Source organism: Neobacillus sp. NPDC093127 (assembly GCF_044754175.1).
Classification (GTDB): Bacteria; Bacillota; Bacilli; order Bacillales; family Cytobacillaceae; genus Neobacillus.
Genome location: NZ_JBIVOP010000018.1, coordinates 59,417 through 76,163, shown reverse-complemented (window position 1 = coordinate 76,163; position 16,747 = coordinate 59,417). Strand labels below are relative to the sequence as shown.

General features: G+C 44.5%; 14 protein-coding genes. 12 read left to right on the top strand and 2 right to left on the bottom strand.

What is annotated here, in order from left to right; translation table 11 throughout:
* Positions 1-12 precede the first annotated feature (12 nt).
* Both ACIQCO_RS21480 and ACIQCO_RS21475 read left to right on the top strand, forming a co-directional pair.
* Entirely contained in the window at positions 13-1,641 is a 1,629-nt protein-coding gene (locus ACIQCO_RS21480) for a glutamate synthase-related protein (protein ID WP_400432382.1), read from the top strand.
* 31 nt (positions 1,642-1,672) lie between these two features.
* The gene (locus tag ACIQCO_RS21475; protein ID WP_400432379.1) at positions 1,673-2,617 is read left to right on the top strand and encodes a phosphotransferase; all 945 of its coding nucleotides are present in this window, start codon (positions 1,673-1,675) and stop codon (positions 2,615-2,617) included.
* 63 nt (positions 2,618-2,680) lie between these two features.
* On the opposite strand, the gene pepT is transcribed toward ACIQCO_RS21475, so the two are convergent.
* Both pepT and ACIQCO_RS21465 read right to left on the bottom strand, forming a co-directional pair.
* Positions 2,681-3,913, bottom strand: coding sequence for a peptidase T (gene pepT / locus ACIQCO_RS21470; protein ID WP_400432468.1), 1,233 nt, complete (start codon positions 3,911-3,913; stop codon positions 2,681-2,683).
* A 388-nt stretch (positions 3,914-4,301) separates the two neighbouring features.
* Entirely contained in the window at positions 4,302-5,306 is a 1,005-nt protein-coding gene (locus ACIQCO_RS21465) for a nuclease-related domain-containing protein (RefSeq protein WP_400432376.1), read from the bottom strand.
* Positions 5,307-5,498: 192 nt separating this feature from the next.
* Here ACIQCO_RS21465 and ACIQCO_RS21460 point away from each other — a divergent pair, with 192 nt between their 5' ends.
* The 10 genes from ACIQCO_RS21460 (at position 5,499) to ACIQCO_RS21415 (ending at position 16,679) form a co-directional block, all read left to right on the top strand.
* The gene (locus ACIQCO_RS21460) at positions 5,499-6,122 is read left to right on the top strand and encodes a TetR/AcrR family transcriptional regulator (protein ID WP_400432373.1); all 624 of its coding nucleotides are present in this window, start codon (positions 5,499-5,501) and stop codon (positions 6,120-6,122) included.
* A 13-nt stretch (positions 6,123-6,135) separates the two neighbouring features.
* Entirely contained in the window at positions 6,136-7,020 is an 885-nt protein-coding gene (locus ACIQCO_RS21455) for an ABC transporter ATP-binding protein (RefSeq protein WP_400432370.1), read from the top strand.
* 6 nt (positions 7,021-7,026) lie between these two features.
* Positions 7,027-7,824, top strand: coding sequence for an ABC transporter permease subunit (locus ACIQCO_RS21450; protein WP_400432367.1), 798 nt, complete (start codon positions 7,027-7,029; stop codon positions 7,822-7,824).
* An 18-nt stretch (positions 7,825-7,842) separates the two neighbouring features.
* A complete protein-coding gene (locus ACIQCO_RS21445) occupies positions 7,843-8,640 on the top strand; it encodes an ABC transporter permease subunit (protein WP_400432364.1) in 798 nt (265 codons plus the stop codon).
* Between the two features lie 79 nt (positions 8,641-8,719).
* Positions 8,720-9,067, top strand: coding sequence for an ASCH domain-containing protein (locus ACIQCO_RS21440; RefSeq protein WP_400432361.1), 348 nt, complete (start codon positions 8,720-8,722; stop codon positions 9,065-9,067).
* Positions 9,068-9,359: 292 nt separating this feature from the next.
* Complete coding sequence (locus ACIQCO_RS21435; RefSeq protein WP_400432358.1) at positions 9,360-11,090, top strand: ABC transporter ATP-binding protein; 1,731 nt, start codon at positions 9,360-9,362, stop codon at positions 11,088-11,090.
* Complete coding sequence (locus ACIQCO_RS21430) at positions 11,091-12,947, top strand: ABC transporter ATP-binding protein (RefSeq protein ID WP_400432355.1); 1,857 nt, start codon at positions 11,091-11,093, stop codon at positions 12,945-12,947.
* A 177-nt stretch (positions 12,948-13,124) separates the two neighbouring features.
* Positions 13,125-13,805, top strand: a complete 681-nt coding sequence (locus tag ACIQCO_RS21425; RefSeq protein ID WP_400432352.1) for a hypothetical protein — start codon at positions 13,125-13,127, stop codon at positions 13,803-13,805.
* Positions 13,806-13,937: 132 nt separating this feature from the next.
* Positions 13,938-15,113 (top strand): cell wall-binding repeat-containing protein, encoded by a 1,176-nt coding sequence (locus ACIQCO_RS21420; protein WP_400432349.1) that lies wholly within the window; start codon positions 13,938-13,940, stop codon positions 15,111-15,113.
* A 360-nt stretch (positions 15,114-15,473) separates the two neighbouring features.
* Positions 15,474-16,679 (top strand): MFS transporter, encoded by a 1,206-nt coding sequence (locus ACIQCO_RS21415; RefSeq protein WP_400432346.1) that lies wholly within the window; start codon positions 15,474-15,476, stop codon positions 16,677-16,679.
* The last annotated feature ends 68 nt before the right edge of the window (positions 16,680-16,747 follow it).

The following is a 16,747-nucleotide window of genomic DNA, read 5'->3' as shown; positions in this document are numbered from 1 at the left end:
CCCGAGGGGGAAATGAATTTGTTATTGACGGTTATGGTTATTTTATTGGTTGTTTTTATCGGCGGTCCACTTTGTTTGTTTATCTGGCTCCATTTTGTCGCGAAAAAACCGCAGCATTCAATTATCCGCGCCCACCCCTATCTAGGCTGGATGCGTTACCTGTTGGAAAAAATGGGTCCTGAGCTTAGGCAATATTGGTTTGACAGCGATAATGGAAGCGGTCCCTTTTCGCGTGCGGACTTCTTGGGGATTGTTTTTTCCGCCAAATATCGCAGCGACCTGTTAAGTTTTGGTTCCAAACGTGACTTTGAAAAACCAGGCTATTATATCGCCAACGGTTTATTCCCGCTGTTAACTGAAGAATTGAAGGTTGATAATCAAGAAAAAATTCATGCAATGAAATACAAGATTGACCATGAAGGCTTGTTTACCCGAAGAGAACATATTGAAAAAGATGAGGTAACCCGCTGGCTCTTTCCTGAAGAAGAGGCCATTGTCGTTGGTCCGGAGCGTGATTTCCCATGGCGTCTGTGTGGACCATTCGGCGCCTCGGCAACCTCTTACGGGGCGGTTGGGGAACACTATATACTTTCGACAGGCCGTGGCAGCAGTATGGCGGGCGGTTCATGGATTAATACCGGTGAAGGCGGCATTGCGCCGGAACACTTAGAAAGCGGTGCCGATATTGTCGCCCAAATTGGTCCAGGTTTATTTGGCTACCGTGATCTGGATGGGAATTTTTCGCTTGCGGAGTTTAAGTTAAAGGCGCTAGAACCAAATGTGAAAGCATTCGAACTTAAATTTGGCCAGGGGGCAAAAATCCGCGGCGGTCATCTCGAAGGTTCGAAGGTCACGCCAAAAGTGGCCAGTATTCGTAAGGTGCCTGCAGGGCAAACAATTAATTCGCCAAACCGTTTTCCATTTTTGCATAATTCCTACGAAACATTGCAGTTTATCCAAACATTACAAGCTGAAGGCGGCAAACCTGTCGGCATCAAAATCGTCGTCGGCTATCATTCGAACCTCGATGAATTTTTCGAGGCAATGAATCAACTGCAAATCTATCCTGACTTTATCACCGTTGACGGCGGTGAAGGCGGCACGGGTGCCACGTACAAATCGATGGCCGACAGCATGGGACTTCCGCTTTATCCGGCTTTAGTGGCTGTTGTTGACAAGGCATGGCAGTTCGGCGTCCGTGATAAGTTGAAAATTTTTGCCTCCGGGAAACTAATTTCTGCCGATAAAATTGCGATTGCCCTTGGGATTGGTGCCGATGCGGTCAACTCTGCGCGCGGCTTTATGATTGCTAATGGCTGCATTATGGCGATGCAGTGTCATACCGGTAAATGCCCGGCAGGTGTCACGACGACCGACCCGAAATATCAAGAAGCGCTTGTGCCTGAGGAAAAGCAATGGCGTGTGATGAATTATATTATCAATGTCCGCCAGGGGCTTTACGCCCTCGGAGCGGCGTGCGGCATCGATACACCGCGGAAATTCACACGTGAGCATATTGTTTTTAAAGCAGAGGATGGTCAAGTGAAAAGATTGTCCGACCTGTTTCCCCTGCCTGGTACCATGGAGGAATTTCCGAAAAGACAGCTTTTTGCTGAAGCTGATAATTTAGATGTTGGGTAACTTAAAACGAATATGAATAGGTGGGTGGTCTATGGAGCTGCCTGAAAACATTGTCTTGGCCAACGGGATGTTAAATGATGGGTTAATCCTGAAGAAAGAACCCCTCTATCAAGGGATGAATGGAAGATTTGTCGAAAGGTTCTATTTGTCCCCGTCGGCAAGCTATATTTTTAAACCATTAACAAATAACGGTCAATTGGGCCGCGAGGTGTGGGTCCATGAGCATGTTCTCCCCTCATTCCCGGCGATTTTTCCAAAAATTATTTCCTATCAGATTAATGATTCTCCGGATTTAAATTGGATGATTCTCGAGGACCTTGGCCAGCTTTCACACGATTTTAACGAAGAAACTGTTTTAGCTGTGGTCAAATGGGCGGCCTGGTGGCATTCCCTTCCGATTGATCAATTTGCGGATGTGCCGAGTTCTGGCCTGAAACCGCAAATTGAGGAAATTGTTGCTGATATTAGCGGGCAGGAGGATAAATTTTTCCAGCTGCTGCCGGCATTGGAAATGGAGGAGCGGCACGTCCGGCCGATTTTCTCTCTGTTTGATAGATTGGTATTTTCAAAGAAATTGGTTTTGTCGCACGGAGATTTGCATTCGGGGAATTTTGCGGTCACTGCTGATAGGTTTGCGGTGTTAGACTGGGAGCATCTGCACTTAAACACACCCTACTGGGATTTGTACCATGTGCTTGACATGTCCCATCCCCTTTTTCCTAAAAAAATGACCAGCCAGTTTCGGGAGCGCGCCTTGCGATCCTATCTGGAACAGGTGGAGCTGGAGCTTGATGGCGAGGCGTTTTTGCACGAGTATTATTTGTTTTCAGCTATTTTCTCGATTTGGATGATTTTGCTTATTCACAAGGACTTGGAAGCGGATGCTGGAAAATGGCCTGTGGAGCTGCTGAAGGCCCAGCTGGAAGAGACCGTTTCTTGTCTTAAGCAGTGTGCAGCAGCACTTTTTGAAGGATAGGAAGGTTTATGAAAAAGCTAACCCGTGACTTTGCACCGGGTTAGCTTTTATTTTTAAAAAAAATTAAGCTTTTTGTTCGGTCAGTTTGATGATTTCAATCACCGTTTGTGTCGCTTTAATCATGTTATCGACGGAAATAAACTCGTATTTGCCGTGGAAGTTCTCGCCGCCGGTAAAAATGTTCGGTGTCGGTAGCCCCATGTAGGAAAGCTGCGAGCCGTCAGTGCCGCCGCGGATTGGCTTGATAATCGGTTTAATATCAAGGCTCTCCATCGCTTCTTGGGCAATGTCGACAATTTCCATGACCGGTTTGATTTTTTCACCCATGTTGTAATATTGATCGTTCAATTCGAGGAGAATATTGTCACTGCCGTATTGCCCCTTGAATTCATTGACGATGTTTTCAATCGTCGTTTTTCTTGCCTGGAAGATTTCCTTGTTATGGTCTCTGATAATATAGTTCAGTTTTGTCAGTTCTACATCTCCGTTGAAGGAAAGCAGATGGTAGAAACCTTCGTAGCCATCGGTATGTTCCGGTGCCTCTTGTGCTGGCAGCTTACTATGTAAGTCCATCGCAATTTTCATCGAATTGACCATTTTGTCCTTAGCAGAACCGGGGTGGATATTGGTGCCTTTGACCGTGATTTTCGCTGAGGCAGCATTGAAGCTTTCATACTCTAATTCCCCGAGCGGACCGCCGTCGACGGTATAAGCATGGTTTGCTTGGAAAGCCGCAACGTCGAACTTATGTGGCCCCCTGCCAATTTCCTCATCCGGCGTGAACGCAACGCGGACCTTACCGTGCTTGATTTCCGGATGTTTTATGAGGTATGCCATCGCGGTCATGATTTCGGTGACACCCGCCTTGTTGTCGGCGCCAAGGAGCGTCGTGCCGTCGGTGGTGATTAAGGTATGGCCTTTATATTCTTTTAGGCTCGGGAAGTCTGTTGGTGACATAACCACCTTAAGGGCCTCGTTAAGCTTGATTTCTCCGCCGTCATAGTTTTCAACGATTTGCGGATTGACATTCGTGCCGGTGAAATCAGTCGCTGTGTCCACATGGGCGAGGAAGCCGATGGTTGGGACGTCCTTTTCTGTGTTGGATGGCAAAGTCGCCATCACATAGCCATTCTCGTCGATTGTCACCTCTTCCATCCCAATCGTTTTTAATTCATCGACTAGCATGTGAAGCAGCGTCCACTGCCCCTCAGTTGATGGACAGGTTTCACTGTTTTCATCAGACTGCGTATCCACTTTAACATAGGAAGTAAACCTTTCAATCAATTCGTTTTTCAATTTGACGCACTCCCCTTTTGAAGTTTTTTTCATATATATCATATCATTTTGAGAGAGCGGTTACACGTTTTACGGAAATCAATACGATTGAAAAGTGGCCACTGTCGCGAAAAAGGGTTTCACTGTCGCCAAAGGCGGTGCAACTGTCGCCAAGTGCGGCCCAACTGTCGTAAAAAGCATCGTCACTGTCGAAAGTCGTAGCCACTGTCGTGAACCCGGGTTTCACTGTCGTTAAGGGTGGTGCAACTGTCGCCAAGTGCGGCCCAACTGTCGTAAAAAGCATCGTCACTGTCGATAGGCGTAGCCACTGTCGCGAAACCGGGTTTCACTGTCGCGAAAGGTGGAGCAACTGTCGGCAAATACTGCCCAACTGTCGCTAAAGCCACCCTCACTGTCGAATTTCAAATTTCCCCTTGTTTGATGATCCGATGTTAATGTGACTGAAGTCCATTTTATATCTTAGGTATCGAAATGCTCCTTCAGTTTCCCAATTCATACTTTGTAATATACGTTTGGCGACTTGTATATCCTCAATCCCCAAAAACTCCCGACACTCCCGATTAGTAATATCCCTCTTATAAATCAAAAACCACTCCAATAATGTCCTTTGATGCGCCGTACAATCTGTCGACTTGCAAAAAGGGCACGACCATGTCCTTGGCAGTTTAGTCATCCCGAATCGGCCGCACGTCTCGCACCTTACCCCTGTTTGAAAGTCCCCAAAAGGTATCTTATACGTCTCACATATTAGATTCGGAATAAAACGCTGGTGACTATTTAGAAGTTCCGCCGATAGCCAATTAAAAGTGTCAATATCCAACTTTTTCGCTTGATGTGGGATGCTTTTAATAAAAGAAGGAATTAAGTAAGGATATAAAAGCTTGGTTTTTGCGGGAGGAACGCCGACCATTTGTTTCGGATAAGCGAGTACGACTGCACCATAGATCGGGAGATGGATATTCCGGCTCCTAAGCCAATCGGTTAAACATTCACGGTTTCGTTCTAATTGGACAACAGGGCTTTCAAAGCCATCTCTGGTTCCGTCGTCCCGGGTGCGGATTAACTGTGGAGGATTGTCCTTAAACTCGAGCGTGCCGGCAATATTTTTAACCTCTAAAACGTTACCATACCAAGGAGTCAACATAAAGGAGTCCATTTGAAACTTTTCATCTGCTGAGGGCGATAAGTCGTGAAAATTGTGGTTGTCGAAGGGAAATGAATGCTTCCGGAAAATCTCAGCGACCCTTTCCTCTCCGCCAATTCCGGCCTCTAAGGATGCTTGCTTAGCGGCTAAGACAGGCAAGATTTGGTGACCTGCCGGCAAGCGGTTTTGCGCTGCAATTAATCCTTCTAACTTCAATGATGGATCTCTAGCTTTAACTTCATTAATCATCTTTCACCTCCAAAAAAAATAACGTCCACCTGCATCGTAGCACACCCTGAAAAGCCATACTATCCCGATTACAAACAGTTCATAATTTTGTAAAAAAATATACTTGCCACCTATTGACCACAGGGGTCAGCGGGAATATAATGACCCTATTGACTGACGTGGTCAATAGCGTTAAAAGGAGGAAACACAACAATGTATTCGAAATTTCTCAACCTAGATAAAGAAAAACAAGACCGAATCATCAATGCTGCCATAAAGGAATTTGCCCAGAAAGGATATTCATCTGCCTCGACAAATGAAATGGTAAAGGAAGCAGGAATATCAAAAGGATTGCTGTTTCATTATTTTCAAAACAAAAAGCAGCTTTACTTATTTTTGTTTGACTATTGTTATCAATTGCTTGCGGATGAATTTTACAAAAAAATCAATTTTTCCGAAGTAGATTTTTTTAAGAGAATTCGGCATGCAGTTTTAATCAAAATGGAATTACTCAGCCAGTATCCGGACATCTTTAAGTTTATCGAAGAGGCTTATTTTGAGGAATCAACTGTAATTAAAGTGGAATTAGGAAAAAGGATAAAGGAACTGACTGATATTAACTTTGGGAAAATTTACGAAGGCATTGATTTGTCGAAATTCCGAGATGATGTCGATGTCAAAAAAATCCTCAAGATTATTACCTGGACCTTTGAAAAATTAAGCGAAGAGGAGCTTAACAAAGTAAAGCTGTCACCCGAACACGAAATCGATTTTCAACAACTCCAAATCAAAGCAGAAGAGTATTTCGAGGTTTTAACGACATGTTTTTATAAATAAGGGGGGCGCAAAGATGAATGTAATTGAAATTAACAACCTGACAAAAACGTACGGCAAGGCAAGAGGAATTACCGACATCAGCTTTCATGTTGAAGAAGGGGAAATTTTTGGGTTCATAGGCCCGAACGGTGCCGGTAAATCGACAACCATCCGCACCCTGTTGTCACTCATTTACCCAACGAGCGGCAGTGCGACAATTTTTGGCAAGGACTGCATTCAATTTGCCCCGGAAATAAAAAAGGAGATCGGCTATCTGCCGTCAGAAGTTTTTTACTACGACAATATGAAAGTAAAGGACCTATTAAAATACTCAGCTAGTTTTTATAAAAAGGATTGCAGTAAGCGAATCAAAGAATTGGCGGAAATCATGGACCTCGACCTTAATAAAAAAATCGATGACCTCTCCCTGGGAAATAAAAAGAAGGTCGGGATTGTTCAGGGGATGCTTCATGAGCCGAAACTGATTATTCTTGATGAACCAACGAGCGGCCTTGACCCATTAATGCAGCAAAAATTCTTTGAACTCCTCGAGGAAGAGAATAAAAAAGGTGCGACGATTCTCTTTTCGTCACACATCCTCAGCGAGGTGCAAAGACTATGCAATCGCGTTGCCATTATTAAGGAAGGCAAGATTGTCACCGTTGAAAAGATTAGTACCTTGCAAGAAAACAACTATAAAAAGTTTAAAATTGAAACAAAAACCCAACTTGACAGAAATTACTTCAACATCAGCGGCGTTAACAATTTAGAGGTTAACAATAACTTTACCAGCTTTATTTTTAAAGGAAATATTAACGATGTCATGAAAAAAATCGCTGCGACAGAAATTGCCAACCTCTGGATTGAAGAGCCGGACCTTGAGGAGATCTTTATGCACTATTACGAAAAGGAGGTCTAGTAAGCTATGAATATCTTTTTGCATGAGTTGAGGGCTTACCGGAAGTCGACAATGATTTGGTCGATATCATTAGCTGCAATCGTCGTCTTTTATATGTCGCTTTATCCTTCATTTGCGCGTGATGCAGCGGAGTTTACCAAAATCCTTGAAGGGTATCCGGAGGCAATCCGCAATGCACTCGGAATCAACCTGGGCGGCTTCTTTACGATTCTAGGATTCTACTGCTTTCCGCTCGCGTTTATTACCTTGTGCGGCGCTATTCAGGCGATGAATCTGGGCACATTCATTGTCAGCAAGGAAGTCCGGGAAAAAACAGCTGATTTTCTGTTAACAAAACCGGTAACCCGCACCCAGGTTTTGACAGCCAAGCTGCTGGCAGCACTCACCTCACTTGTCATCACCAATATTGTTTATATAGCGGCTGCGAGCATCATGATGTTTCAAGTGAAGACAGAAGACTTTAGCTTCAAACTTTTTATCTTGCTGTCACTCACGCTGTTGTTTATCCAGCTGATATTTCTAGCACTAGGCATCATCATTTCTGTCATTGTTCCAAAAATCAAATCGGTACTGACTGTCTCACTTGCAACCGTGTTTGGCTTTTACTTTTTAGGGATGCTTAGCGGCACATCCGGTGAGGAAGCGAAACGCTATCTTTCGCCGTTTAAATACTTTGAAACCGCCTATATCCTGAAAAATAAAGGCTTCGAGGCATCCTTCTTAGTTACTGGCGCGATCATTATCATTCTTGCCATCGCAGCGAGTTATTTGGTTTATGCGAAAAAGGATATTCATGCTGTCTAATATGGAGGTGGATCAACCGTGAATATATTTTTAAAAGAATTGAAGTCCCACCGGAAATCACTCATCTTTTGGAGCATCGGTATCTTCTTTATGGTCGCATCAGGGATGGCTAAATTTGAGGCGTTTTCATCTTCAGGCCAATCGATTAATACGATGATGGCCGACTTACCAAAATCACTAAAGGTGGTCTTAGGTATGAGCGACTTGGATTTATCGAAGGCCAGCGGGTATTATGGCATGCTCTTCCTCTATTTGTTATTGATGGCCACCATCCATGCAGCGATGCTCGGGGCAACAATTATGGCGAAAGAAGAGCGTGATAAAACGTCGGAGTTCTTATTTGTCAAGCCGGTATCAAGAACGACCATCATTACCGCAAAATTATTGGCCGCATTCGTGAATATCGTCATTTTTAATCTTGTAACGCTTGTTTCGTCCATCATTCTTATGGGGAAATACAGCCATGGTGAGGCTGTCACTGGTGAAATTGCCGTGTTAATGATGGGAATGTTTATTTTGCAAATCTTATTTATGGTCATCGGTAGTGCCCTCGCTGCGGTCAAAAGGAAACCTAAGACGGCGGCATCGCAAGCGACAGCCATTCTTTTACTGACATATGGGTTATCGGTCGCCGTCGATTTGAACGAACACCTCAAGGGATTAAAATACTTGACGCCGTTTAAATATTTTGAAGCGAAAAATGTCATGTATGGCGGCGGGCTCAAGACAAGCTTCATTGTTCTCTCTGCCGTTTTAATCGGCGCACTTGCGTTTGCCACCTTTTTCTTTTATAAAAAAAGAGATTTGAATGTGTAAGGGAAATCCTCAGCGGCTTTTATTACGCTGATAATAGTGTTAATATAGGTAAATCAGTTGGTAAAAGGAGGATTTTAACATGACACAAAATGAAAACAATACGCTGCCGCCGAAAACCTGTTCCGTTGAGCGGTTAGTGACGATGGAAGCAGATGTTAAGAAGGTGCTGGCAGGAGAAAAAACGGCAACACGCCGGAATGGCAGATATGCTGACCCGGGTGAAATCATGACGCTTGAAGGCCGTCAGTTCGTCGTTGAAAATGTTTATTCGCAAAGCCTTGGTGAGCTGACCGACGCTGATGCCCGCCGCGAGGGCTTCGAAACGGTGGAGGATTATAAACAATCCATCCTTGCTTACCATCCAGGAATGCCATGGCTCCCGCAAATGCGTGTCTGGGTCCATGAATTTCGTCCTGTTCAAGATTAATATTACTAACAAGTGGTCCATGTTTATGGGCCATTTTTTATTCCCTTTTATTAGTAATAGACTCCGATCATTTACTCTTATCAATGATCTCGCCAATTTGTGCTGGAATATCGCCAAACTGGACGGGAATCTCGCCAAACTTCGGATTTATTTCGCCAACTTTCTCATTAATATCGCCAAACTGGCCACGGATTTCGCCAAACCCTTATTTTTCAAACTAATTAATTGTTTAATTGCCCAAAACGAAATTATAATATGACTATTACGAGAGCCGAAACTCTGGGGTGGGAAGATGAAGTTTTTATCAAAATACATAAAGAAATATTGGAAGTCTTTCAGCATTGCCGTCTTATTTCTCACCTTTGAAGCGATTAGTGACTTGCTGCAGCCGACGATTATGGCGAAAATCATTGATGAAGGTGTGGCCAATAAGGATATTCATTATGTCTTGAAAATGGGGGGGCTGATGCTTGCGATTACCGCATTTGGGGCAGTGGCTGCCTCAACAAGAAGCATTATGGCAAGCATCGTATCACAAAATTTTGGGACAGAATTACGCTCGGATTTATTTAAGAAAATTCAAACTCTCTCCTTTAAAAGCCTTGATAAGTTTGACCGCGCTTCGCTCATTACCCGGCTGACAAACGACGTCACACAGGTGCAGGTGTTTGTCAATGGACTGATGCGGATCTTTGTGAAGGCCCCGCTGCTGGCGATTGGCGGCCTCATCATGGCAACGCGACTCAATCTCCATTTATCCGTGGTGCTCGCGGTTGTGGTGCCAATTGTTGCCTTGTTAATTATCGTCAATTTGCGCTTAGGGTTTCCGCTCTTCGCCAAGGTGCAAAAGGCATTGGACCGGGTGAACGGTGTGATGCGTGAGTATTTATCAGGTGTCCGTGTCGTGAAGGCGTTCAATCGCTTTGATGTCGAGATTGGCAAGTTTACCAAGGTAAATGAACAGTTTAAGCAGCAATCGATCGCTGCCGGACGCCTGATGGCTACCTTTAGCCCGGCGATTATGCTGACGGTTAACCTCGGCATTGTCGTCGTCCTTTGGATTGGCGGATTAGGGGTCAGCAACGGAAACATTCAGGTCGGCCATATTATTGCGTTCATCAACTATATGACGCAAATCTTATTTTCACTGATGATGATTTCCATGGTTTTTAATATGTTTGTCCGCGCCAAGGCATCAGCAGGCAGAATTGACGAAGTCTTTTCACAGCAAGATGACATCACTTGGGAAAACGAGGCTGTAACGCCAACTTACAAGGAAAAAGGCAGAATCGATTTTGAACATGTCTCCTTTGCGTATGACGGGACCACCGGTGAAGCCGTATTAAAAGATATTAACCTTACCATCCTGCCCGGCGAAACGGTCGGCATCATCGGTTCAACCGGTTCAGGGAAAAGCACCCTCGTCGGACTCATCCCCCGCTTTTACGATGTCGCGGGCGGTACCATTAAAGTAGATGGTGAGGATATTAAACTAGTGAATCCGAAGATGTTAAGGGAGAAAATTGCCTTTGTGCCCCAGAAGAATATTTTATTTACCGGCAGTGTCGCGGAAAATATTCAGTGGGGGAAGGAGGATGCCTCCCATGAAGAAGTTGAAGCCGCGGCGGTCATTGCTGGTGCCCATGAGTTTATTACTGCTGCTCCTGAAGGCTATCAAACGAGAATCGGTCAGGGCGGGGTTAATTTTTCCGGCGGGCAGAAGCAGCGGATTGCGATTGCCAGAGCTTTAGTGAAGAAACCGGAGATATTAATCTTGGATGACAGCACAAGTGCCGTTGATGTAGCTACGGAGGCAAAGATAAAGGCGGGATTGAAGACATATGCCCAGGGGCTTACCTGTCTCCTGATTGCCCAGCGGATTACTTCAATTATCGATGCGGACAAAATTGTTGTGCTTGACCAAGGTGAAGTAGTCGGGTTTGGAGCCCATCAAGAATTAATCAACACATGTACCGTGTATCAGGAAATCTATCAATCGCAGATGGGCAAGGAGGTGCTGTAAATGTCCAAGGGAACGGAACAAACCGGGAGCAGCCCTTCTACTCCTCCCCCATTGAGACCCGGCGGTGCCCAGCGGCTTCGTGGCCCTGTCGTTAAGCCGAAGAACTTTAAGGCGACATTGAAGCGTCTTTGGCATTATTTTGGCAATGAGCGCAAAATGCTATCGCTAATTTTTCTTTTTATCGTGATTGATTCAGTCCTCATGCTCCTCGCCCCGTTCTTAATCGGGAAAGCAGTGGATGCGATGAGCATTCATAATGGAAAAGTAGATTTTTCATTCCTGGAAATCATGATAGTCGTTCTAACCTGCGCTTATGTTGCGGATGCCGGGCTGACATTTTTACAGGGATGGCTGATGGCCGGTGTTGCCGGGAGGGTGGTCATGCGCCTCCGCGATGCCCTGTTTAAAAAGCTGCAAAAGCTGCCGGTTTCCTTTTTTGATTCGCGAACACACGGGGAACTGATGAGCAGGCTTTCGAATGATGTCGATAACGTCAGCAATACAATCTCACAATCAACAACACAGCTGATGTCAGGGCTGATTGTCATTGCCGGTTCGTTAATCATGATGTTAATCCTAAGTCCTGTGTTAACAGTAGCAAGCTTAGTTACCGTCCCGCTCGTCTTCTTGCTGACACGGACGATTGCGAAAAGAACGAGTGTCTTTTTTAAAAATCAACAAGTGCAGCTTGGGAAATTAAATGGCCATATTGAGGAGACCATTTCCGGTATTGAAGTGGTCAAAGCGTTTAATCATGAGGATAAGGTGATTGAAGAGTTTGAAGTGGTCAATACAAAGCTCCGTGCGGTTGGCCTTAAGGCACAAATTTGGTCGGGATTTCTGATGCCGATTATGAACGTGATTAATAATCTTGGCTTTGCAATTGTCGCCGTCATTGGCGGGATGCTTGCCGCTAAGAGCTTAATTACTGTTGGGGCCATCGCTAGCTTTATCACCTACTCGAGGCAGTTTGTCAGGCCGCTTAATGACCTTGCCAACATCTTTAACATCCTCCAATCAGGTGTTGCCGGGGCTGAGCGTGTCTTTGAAGTCATCGATGAACAGGAAGAGACGGCAGATACAGCTAATGCGAAGGACTTAGAAAACCCGAAAGGCCATGTTGTCTTTGAGAATGTCAGCTTCGGTTATCGGCCGGATGTGCCCATTCTAAAAAATGTCAGTTTTGAGGCGCAGGTCGGCAGCAGTACCGCCCTGGTCGGTCCAACAGGAGCGGGAAAAACGACGATCGTCAACCTGCTGACACGTTTCTACGATGTCACCGAGGGGAGAATTCTTCTAGACGGCCGCGATATTCGTACCTATACAAGAGACAGCTTAAGAAGCTGCTTTGGTTTTGTCCTCCAGGATACCTATTTATTTTCCGGAACGATTAAGGAGAATATTAAGTACGGGAAACCCGATGCAGGCGATGATGAGGTCGAAACGGCGGCGCGAATGGCTAATGCCGATGGTTTTATCAGACGGCTCCCCCAGCAATATGAAACCATCCTTTCAGAAAATGGCGGCAACCTCAGCCAAGGGGAGCGCCAGCTGTTAGCGATTGCCAGGGTAATGCTCGCCAAACCGTCGCTGCTGATTTTAGATGAAGCGACCAGCAGTATTGATACGAGAACCGAGCTCCATATTCAAGCAGCCCTGCTCAAGCTGATGGAGGACCGAACAAGCTTTATCATTGCCCACCGCTTAAATACGATTCGCGATGCCGATACGATTATGGTGATTGACGGCGGGCAAATCGTCGAACGAGGAAGCCATGACGAGTTAATGAACGCCCAAGGCCGATATTATCAAATGTTTTTTAACCAATTTAAAAATGTGGAAGAAGCGCTGGATTAACGTGCTGACCAAAGGCCCCTGCTGTTTTCATGAAGTGGGGGTCTTTTTACCCAGGGAGAATAGCACTAGCGAATTTTGTCGTAATTATTTTTCAAATGGAAAAAAATATGTCGCAAAAATGCCGAAATATGTTAATGTGAAGAAGGAGATTATTGAAAAGTAAAAGGTGGACATAACGTGAAAAAGTGGAAAATTATCTTAAGTGTTGTTGTTTTACTGTTGGCAGCGGGGGCTGGTACTCTTTATTATTTTCTTAACATAAAAGATTATAAAACTGCTGATGCAAAAGTGGATGAGATTGTTAAAAATGATTTCAATGTCAAATTGCCTAGTGAGGATGTTTCTGAGGATGGTTCTGGTGCGGAAGTAACAGAGCAAAGTTCCGATCTTACGGCAGATGCATCTGGAGCAGCTGACCCGGCTGACTCAGCGACAGGGACCACACAGAGTCAAAGCACCAATAAAAATCCGGGTCAGGTCAAAAAAACGTCAGTTGTGAAACCGACTGCTGGCGCTATTTTGGAAAAATACCAGCCGGCTTTCAATGATTTACAAGCACAGGCAGACGGCAAGCTGAATGCCCTCTTATCCTATGCGTTCAGCGAGTATCAAACAAAGAAATCCAATGGTGATGAAATTTCTTATTTTTACTTTTACTCAAAGTACAATGGGGCAGCGAAAAAGCTTGAAGCAAGCACCGATCAATCATTTGACTATATTTACAACGCACTTGTTAAAGAATTAGAGAAAAACGGCTACAGTTCCAATGAAGCCAAGTCCATTAAAGACCATTACCAAAATCTAAAAAAGCAGCGAAGATCTGCATTAATGGATAAAGCGGTTGCTTATTTAAAATAATTTGTTGAAAAATACAGAAAAATGTTGTATAAAATGGTAGTTTTATGTAAAATATTAGTATTGCATCTTATAGTAAGCTAGTAATCTAGTTCTATTTGCATGGGGTCATCACATTCACCAAGGAGGATTATTGTGAAAAAGATTATTGCATTATCAAGCTTTTTGTTACTTTTGCTGATGGCAGTGCTTCCAGCAGGCGTTTCGCACGCGGCATCAACGACTGCTTCATCTGTTCAAGTAGATGGAATCACGTTTTATTTAGCTAATGGTGAAAAAATCACGGCAACTAAGAATGGAAGCAACTTTACATTAGACTTAGTTGGCGATGAAGCATTTGGGGAAAAACTTGTTAAAAAAATCGAGATAACTTCAAAAACAGCTGTTAGGCTTTCTGTTCTTCCGGCCAATTTTGATTATCGTGAAGTAGCACCATTAACAAAAGATGATTTTGATATTCAATTTGTAAATGGTGTGGCAGTTTTAGATGCTCCAAAGCTATTAAATTGGGCTAAAAGGATAGGTGGCAATGAGGACGTTCCTGTAGGGGAAACACCTGACACCCTGTTTTCAATTGGTGAGATAAAATACTTTTGGGCACCGTTTTTAGCTAGTGTATTTGATTATGGCGAAGAATCTCCGTTTGTATTCTCAGGTTATGTAGTTGATAAAGACGGAAAAGAGTCTACTGTTACTTTAACGATTAAAACAAAAGGCTGGGTATCGACAGGTAAAGCTTGGAAGTACCTTGATGAGTTTGGCGAGTATCAAACAGGCTGGTTATTAGATGGAAACAAATGGTATTACTTTGGCGCGGATGGCGTTATGAAGACTGGCTGGATTAAGTCAGGCAGCAAATGGTATTTCTTAAACCCAAGTGGTGCAATGGCTACAGGCTGGGTTCAGGATAAAGGAAAATGGTATTACCTTAATGTGAAAAATGGCGACATGGCAACAGGCTGGGCGAAAGTATCGAACAAGTGGTACTTCCTTGACGCTAGTGGCGCAATGCAAACTGGCTGGGTTAAATCAGGCGGTAAGTGGTACTTCTTAAATTCAAGCGGCGCAATGGCAACAGGCTGGGCAAAAGTATCGAACAAGTGGTACTACCTTGATGCTTCTGGTGCAATGAAGACTGGCTGGGTTAAAGTATCGAACAAATGGTACTACCTTGATGGCTCTGGAGCAATGAAAACAGGCTGGGTTGAAGTATCAAAAAAATGGTACTACCTATACAGCGACGGCCACATGGCAGCTAATACAAAAATCGGCTCATACCGCGTAGGTGCAGATGGAGCTTGGATTAAATAATTGAGTAAAAGAGAGAATACGAGATTCGTATTCTCTCTTTTTTTGGCTGTGTTAAAGAATATTGTTGATTTTGATCACAATGTTGATTGGAGTGGAAGGTGCGAGACTCCTGCGGGAGCAGCGGGACAGGTGAGACCCCGCAGGCGCTTTAGCGACGAGGAGGCTCACCGCCCGCCCCGCGAACCGCTCGCGCCTGGAACGGAAATCAACATTCACTTTTAACACAGCCTTTTTTTTAGTAGTGACATCTGTAAAGACAAGGGTTAAAATACCTTTATGGCTGATAGATTTACAGTCCGTCTCTAAAAAATTGTTTTTGGGGAATAATGTAATCAGATATAGCAGCATAAGGGGGATCCAATGAACAACAAGAAGGAAATATCAGGACGGAAATTACTTGGAATTGCCGGGATGGGCTGGATGTTCGATGCCATGGATGTAGGCATGCTCAGCTTCATCATCGCGGCTTTAAAGCTGGAATGGGATTTAACTCCGGGTCAGATGGGTTGGATTGGCAGCATTAATTCAATTGGAATGGCAGTTGGGGCCCTCGTTTTTGGGTTAATGGCTGATCGGATTGGCCGTAAACATGTTTTTATCATTACGTTATTATTATTTTCGGTTGGGAGCGGTGCCTCAGCCTTTACGTCAACGTTAACGGTCTTTTTAGTGTTAAGATTCTTTGTTGGAGCCGGTTTAGGCGGGGAGCTTCCGGTTGCCTCGACACTTGTTTCTGAAAGTGTCCCGGTTGAAAAGCGCGGCCGGATTGTCGTCCTCCTAGAAAGCTTTTGGGCAGGAGGCTGGCTGATTGCGGCTGTCATTTCCTATTTTGTCATACCAAAGTTTGGCTGGCAGGCTGCTTTGTTAATCAGTGCCATTCCGGCGTTCTATGCTTTATTTTTACGTATCGGTCTGCCCGATTCGCCGCGCTTTTCAGCCATCAAGGAGAGGGAGAAAATCTCGGCCCTCCAAAGTATGAAGAAGCTGTGGTCCAAAGAATACAGCCGCCAGACAGCAATGCTATGGATTGTTTGGTTCTGCGTTGTCTTCTCCTATTACGGGATGTTCTTATGGCTCCCAAGCGTGATGGTCATGAAAGGCTTTAGCTTAATTAAGAGTTTTGAATATGTACTAATCATGACACTTGCGCAGCTGCCGGGCTATTTTACCGCTGCCTGGTGTATTGAACGGTTCGGACGGAAATTTGTGTTGGTCGTCTATTTAACGGGTACGGCTGTAAGTGCCTACCTTTTTGGGTCAGCCGAAACAACGGCGATGTTAATGACGGCGGGAATTCTGCTGTCATTCTTTAACCTCGGTGCCTGGGGCGGCCTTTATGCCTATACACCGGAACAATATCCAACGGTTATCCGTGGTACAGGCACAGGGATGGCCGCTTCCTTTGGGCGGATTGGCGGTGTGTTGGGGCCTTTATTGGTTGGTTATCTTGTTGCGCAAAATATTTCCATTTCGGTCATTTTTACGATCTTCTGTATTTCAGTCCTAATAGGGGCATTTACCGTTCTCTTTTTGGGAAAGGAAACGAAGAGCAAAGAATTGCTTTAACAATTAGAAGCAGGAGATTCCTAAATCAGGAGTCTCCTTTATTTTTTTTAGCGAAGAAATTATATTTC

Bases quoted from the DNA above. Each gene is read 5' to 3' on its own strand.
- ACIQCO_RS21480 (WP_400432382.1), top strand. From the start codon at position 13: ATGAATTTGTTATTGACGGTTATGGTTATTTTATTGGTTGTTTTTATC.
- ACIQCO_RS21475 (WP_400432379.1), top strand. From the start codon at position 1,673: ATGGAGCTGCCTGAAAACATTGTCTTGGCCAACGGGATGTTAAATGAT.
- ACIQCO_RS21465 (WP_400432376.1), bottom strand. From the start codon at position 5,306: ATGATTAATGAAGTTAAAGCTAGAGATCCATCATTGAAGTTAGAAGGA.
- ACIQCO_RS21460 (WP_400432373.1), top strand. From the start codon at position 5,499: ATGTATTCGAAATTTCTCAACCTAGATAAAGAAAAACAAGACCGAATC.
- ACIQCO_RS21455 (WP_400432370.1), top strand. From the start codon at position 6,136: ATGAATGTAATTGAAATTAACAACCTGACAAAAACGTACGGCAAGGCA.
- ACIQCO_RS21450 (WP_400432367.1), top strand. From the start codon at position 7,027: ATGAATATCTTTTTGCATGAGTTGAGGGCTTACCGGAAGTCGACAATG.
- ACIQCO_RS21440 (WP_400432361.1), top strand. From the start codon at position 8,720: ATGACACAAAATGAAAACAATACGCTGCCGCCGAAAACCTGTTCCGTT.
- ACIQCO_RS21435 (WP_400432358.1), top strand. From the start codon at position 9,360: ATGAAGTTTTTATCAAAATACATAAAGAAATATTGGAAGTCTTTCAGC.
- ACIQCO_RS21430 (WP_400432355.1), top strand. From the start codon at position 11,091: ATGTCCAAGGGAACGGAACAAACCGGGAGCAGCCCTTCTACTCCTCCC.
- ACIQCO_RS21415 (WP_400432346.1), top strand. From the start codon at position 15,474: ATGAACAACAAGAAGGAAATATCAGGACGGAAATTACTTGGAATTGCC.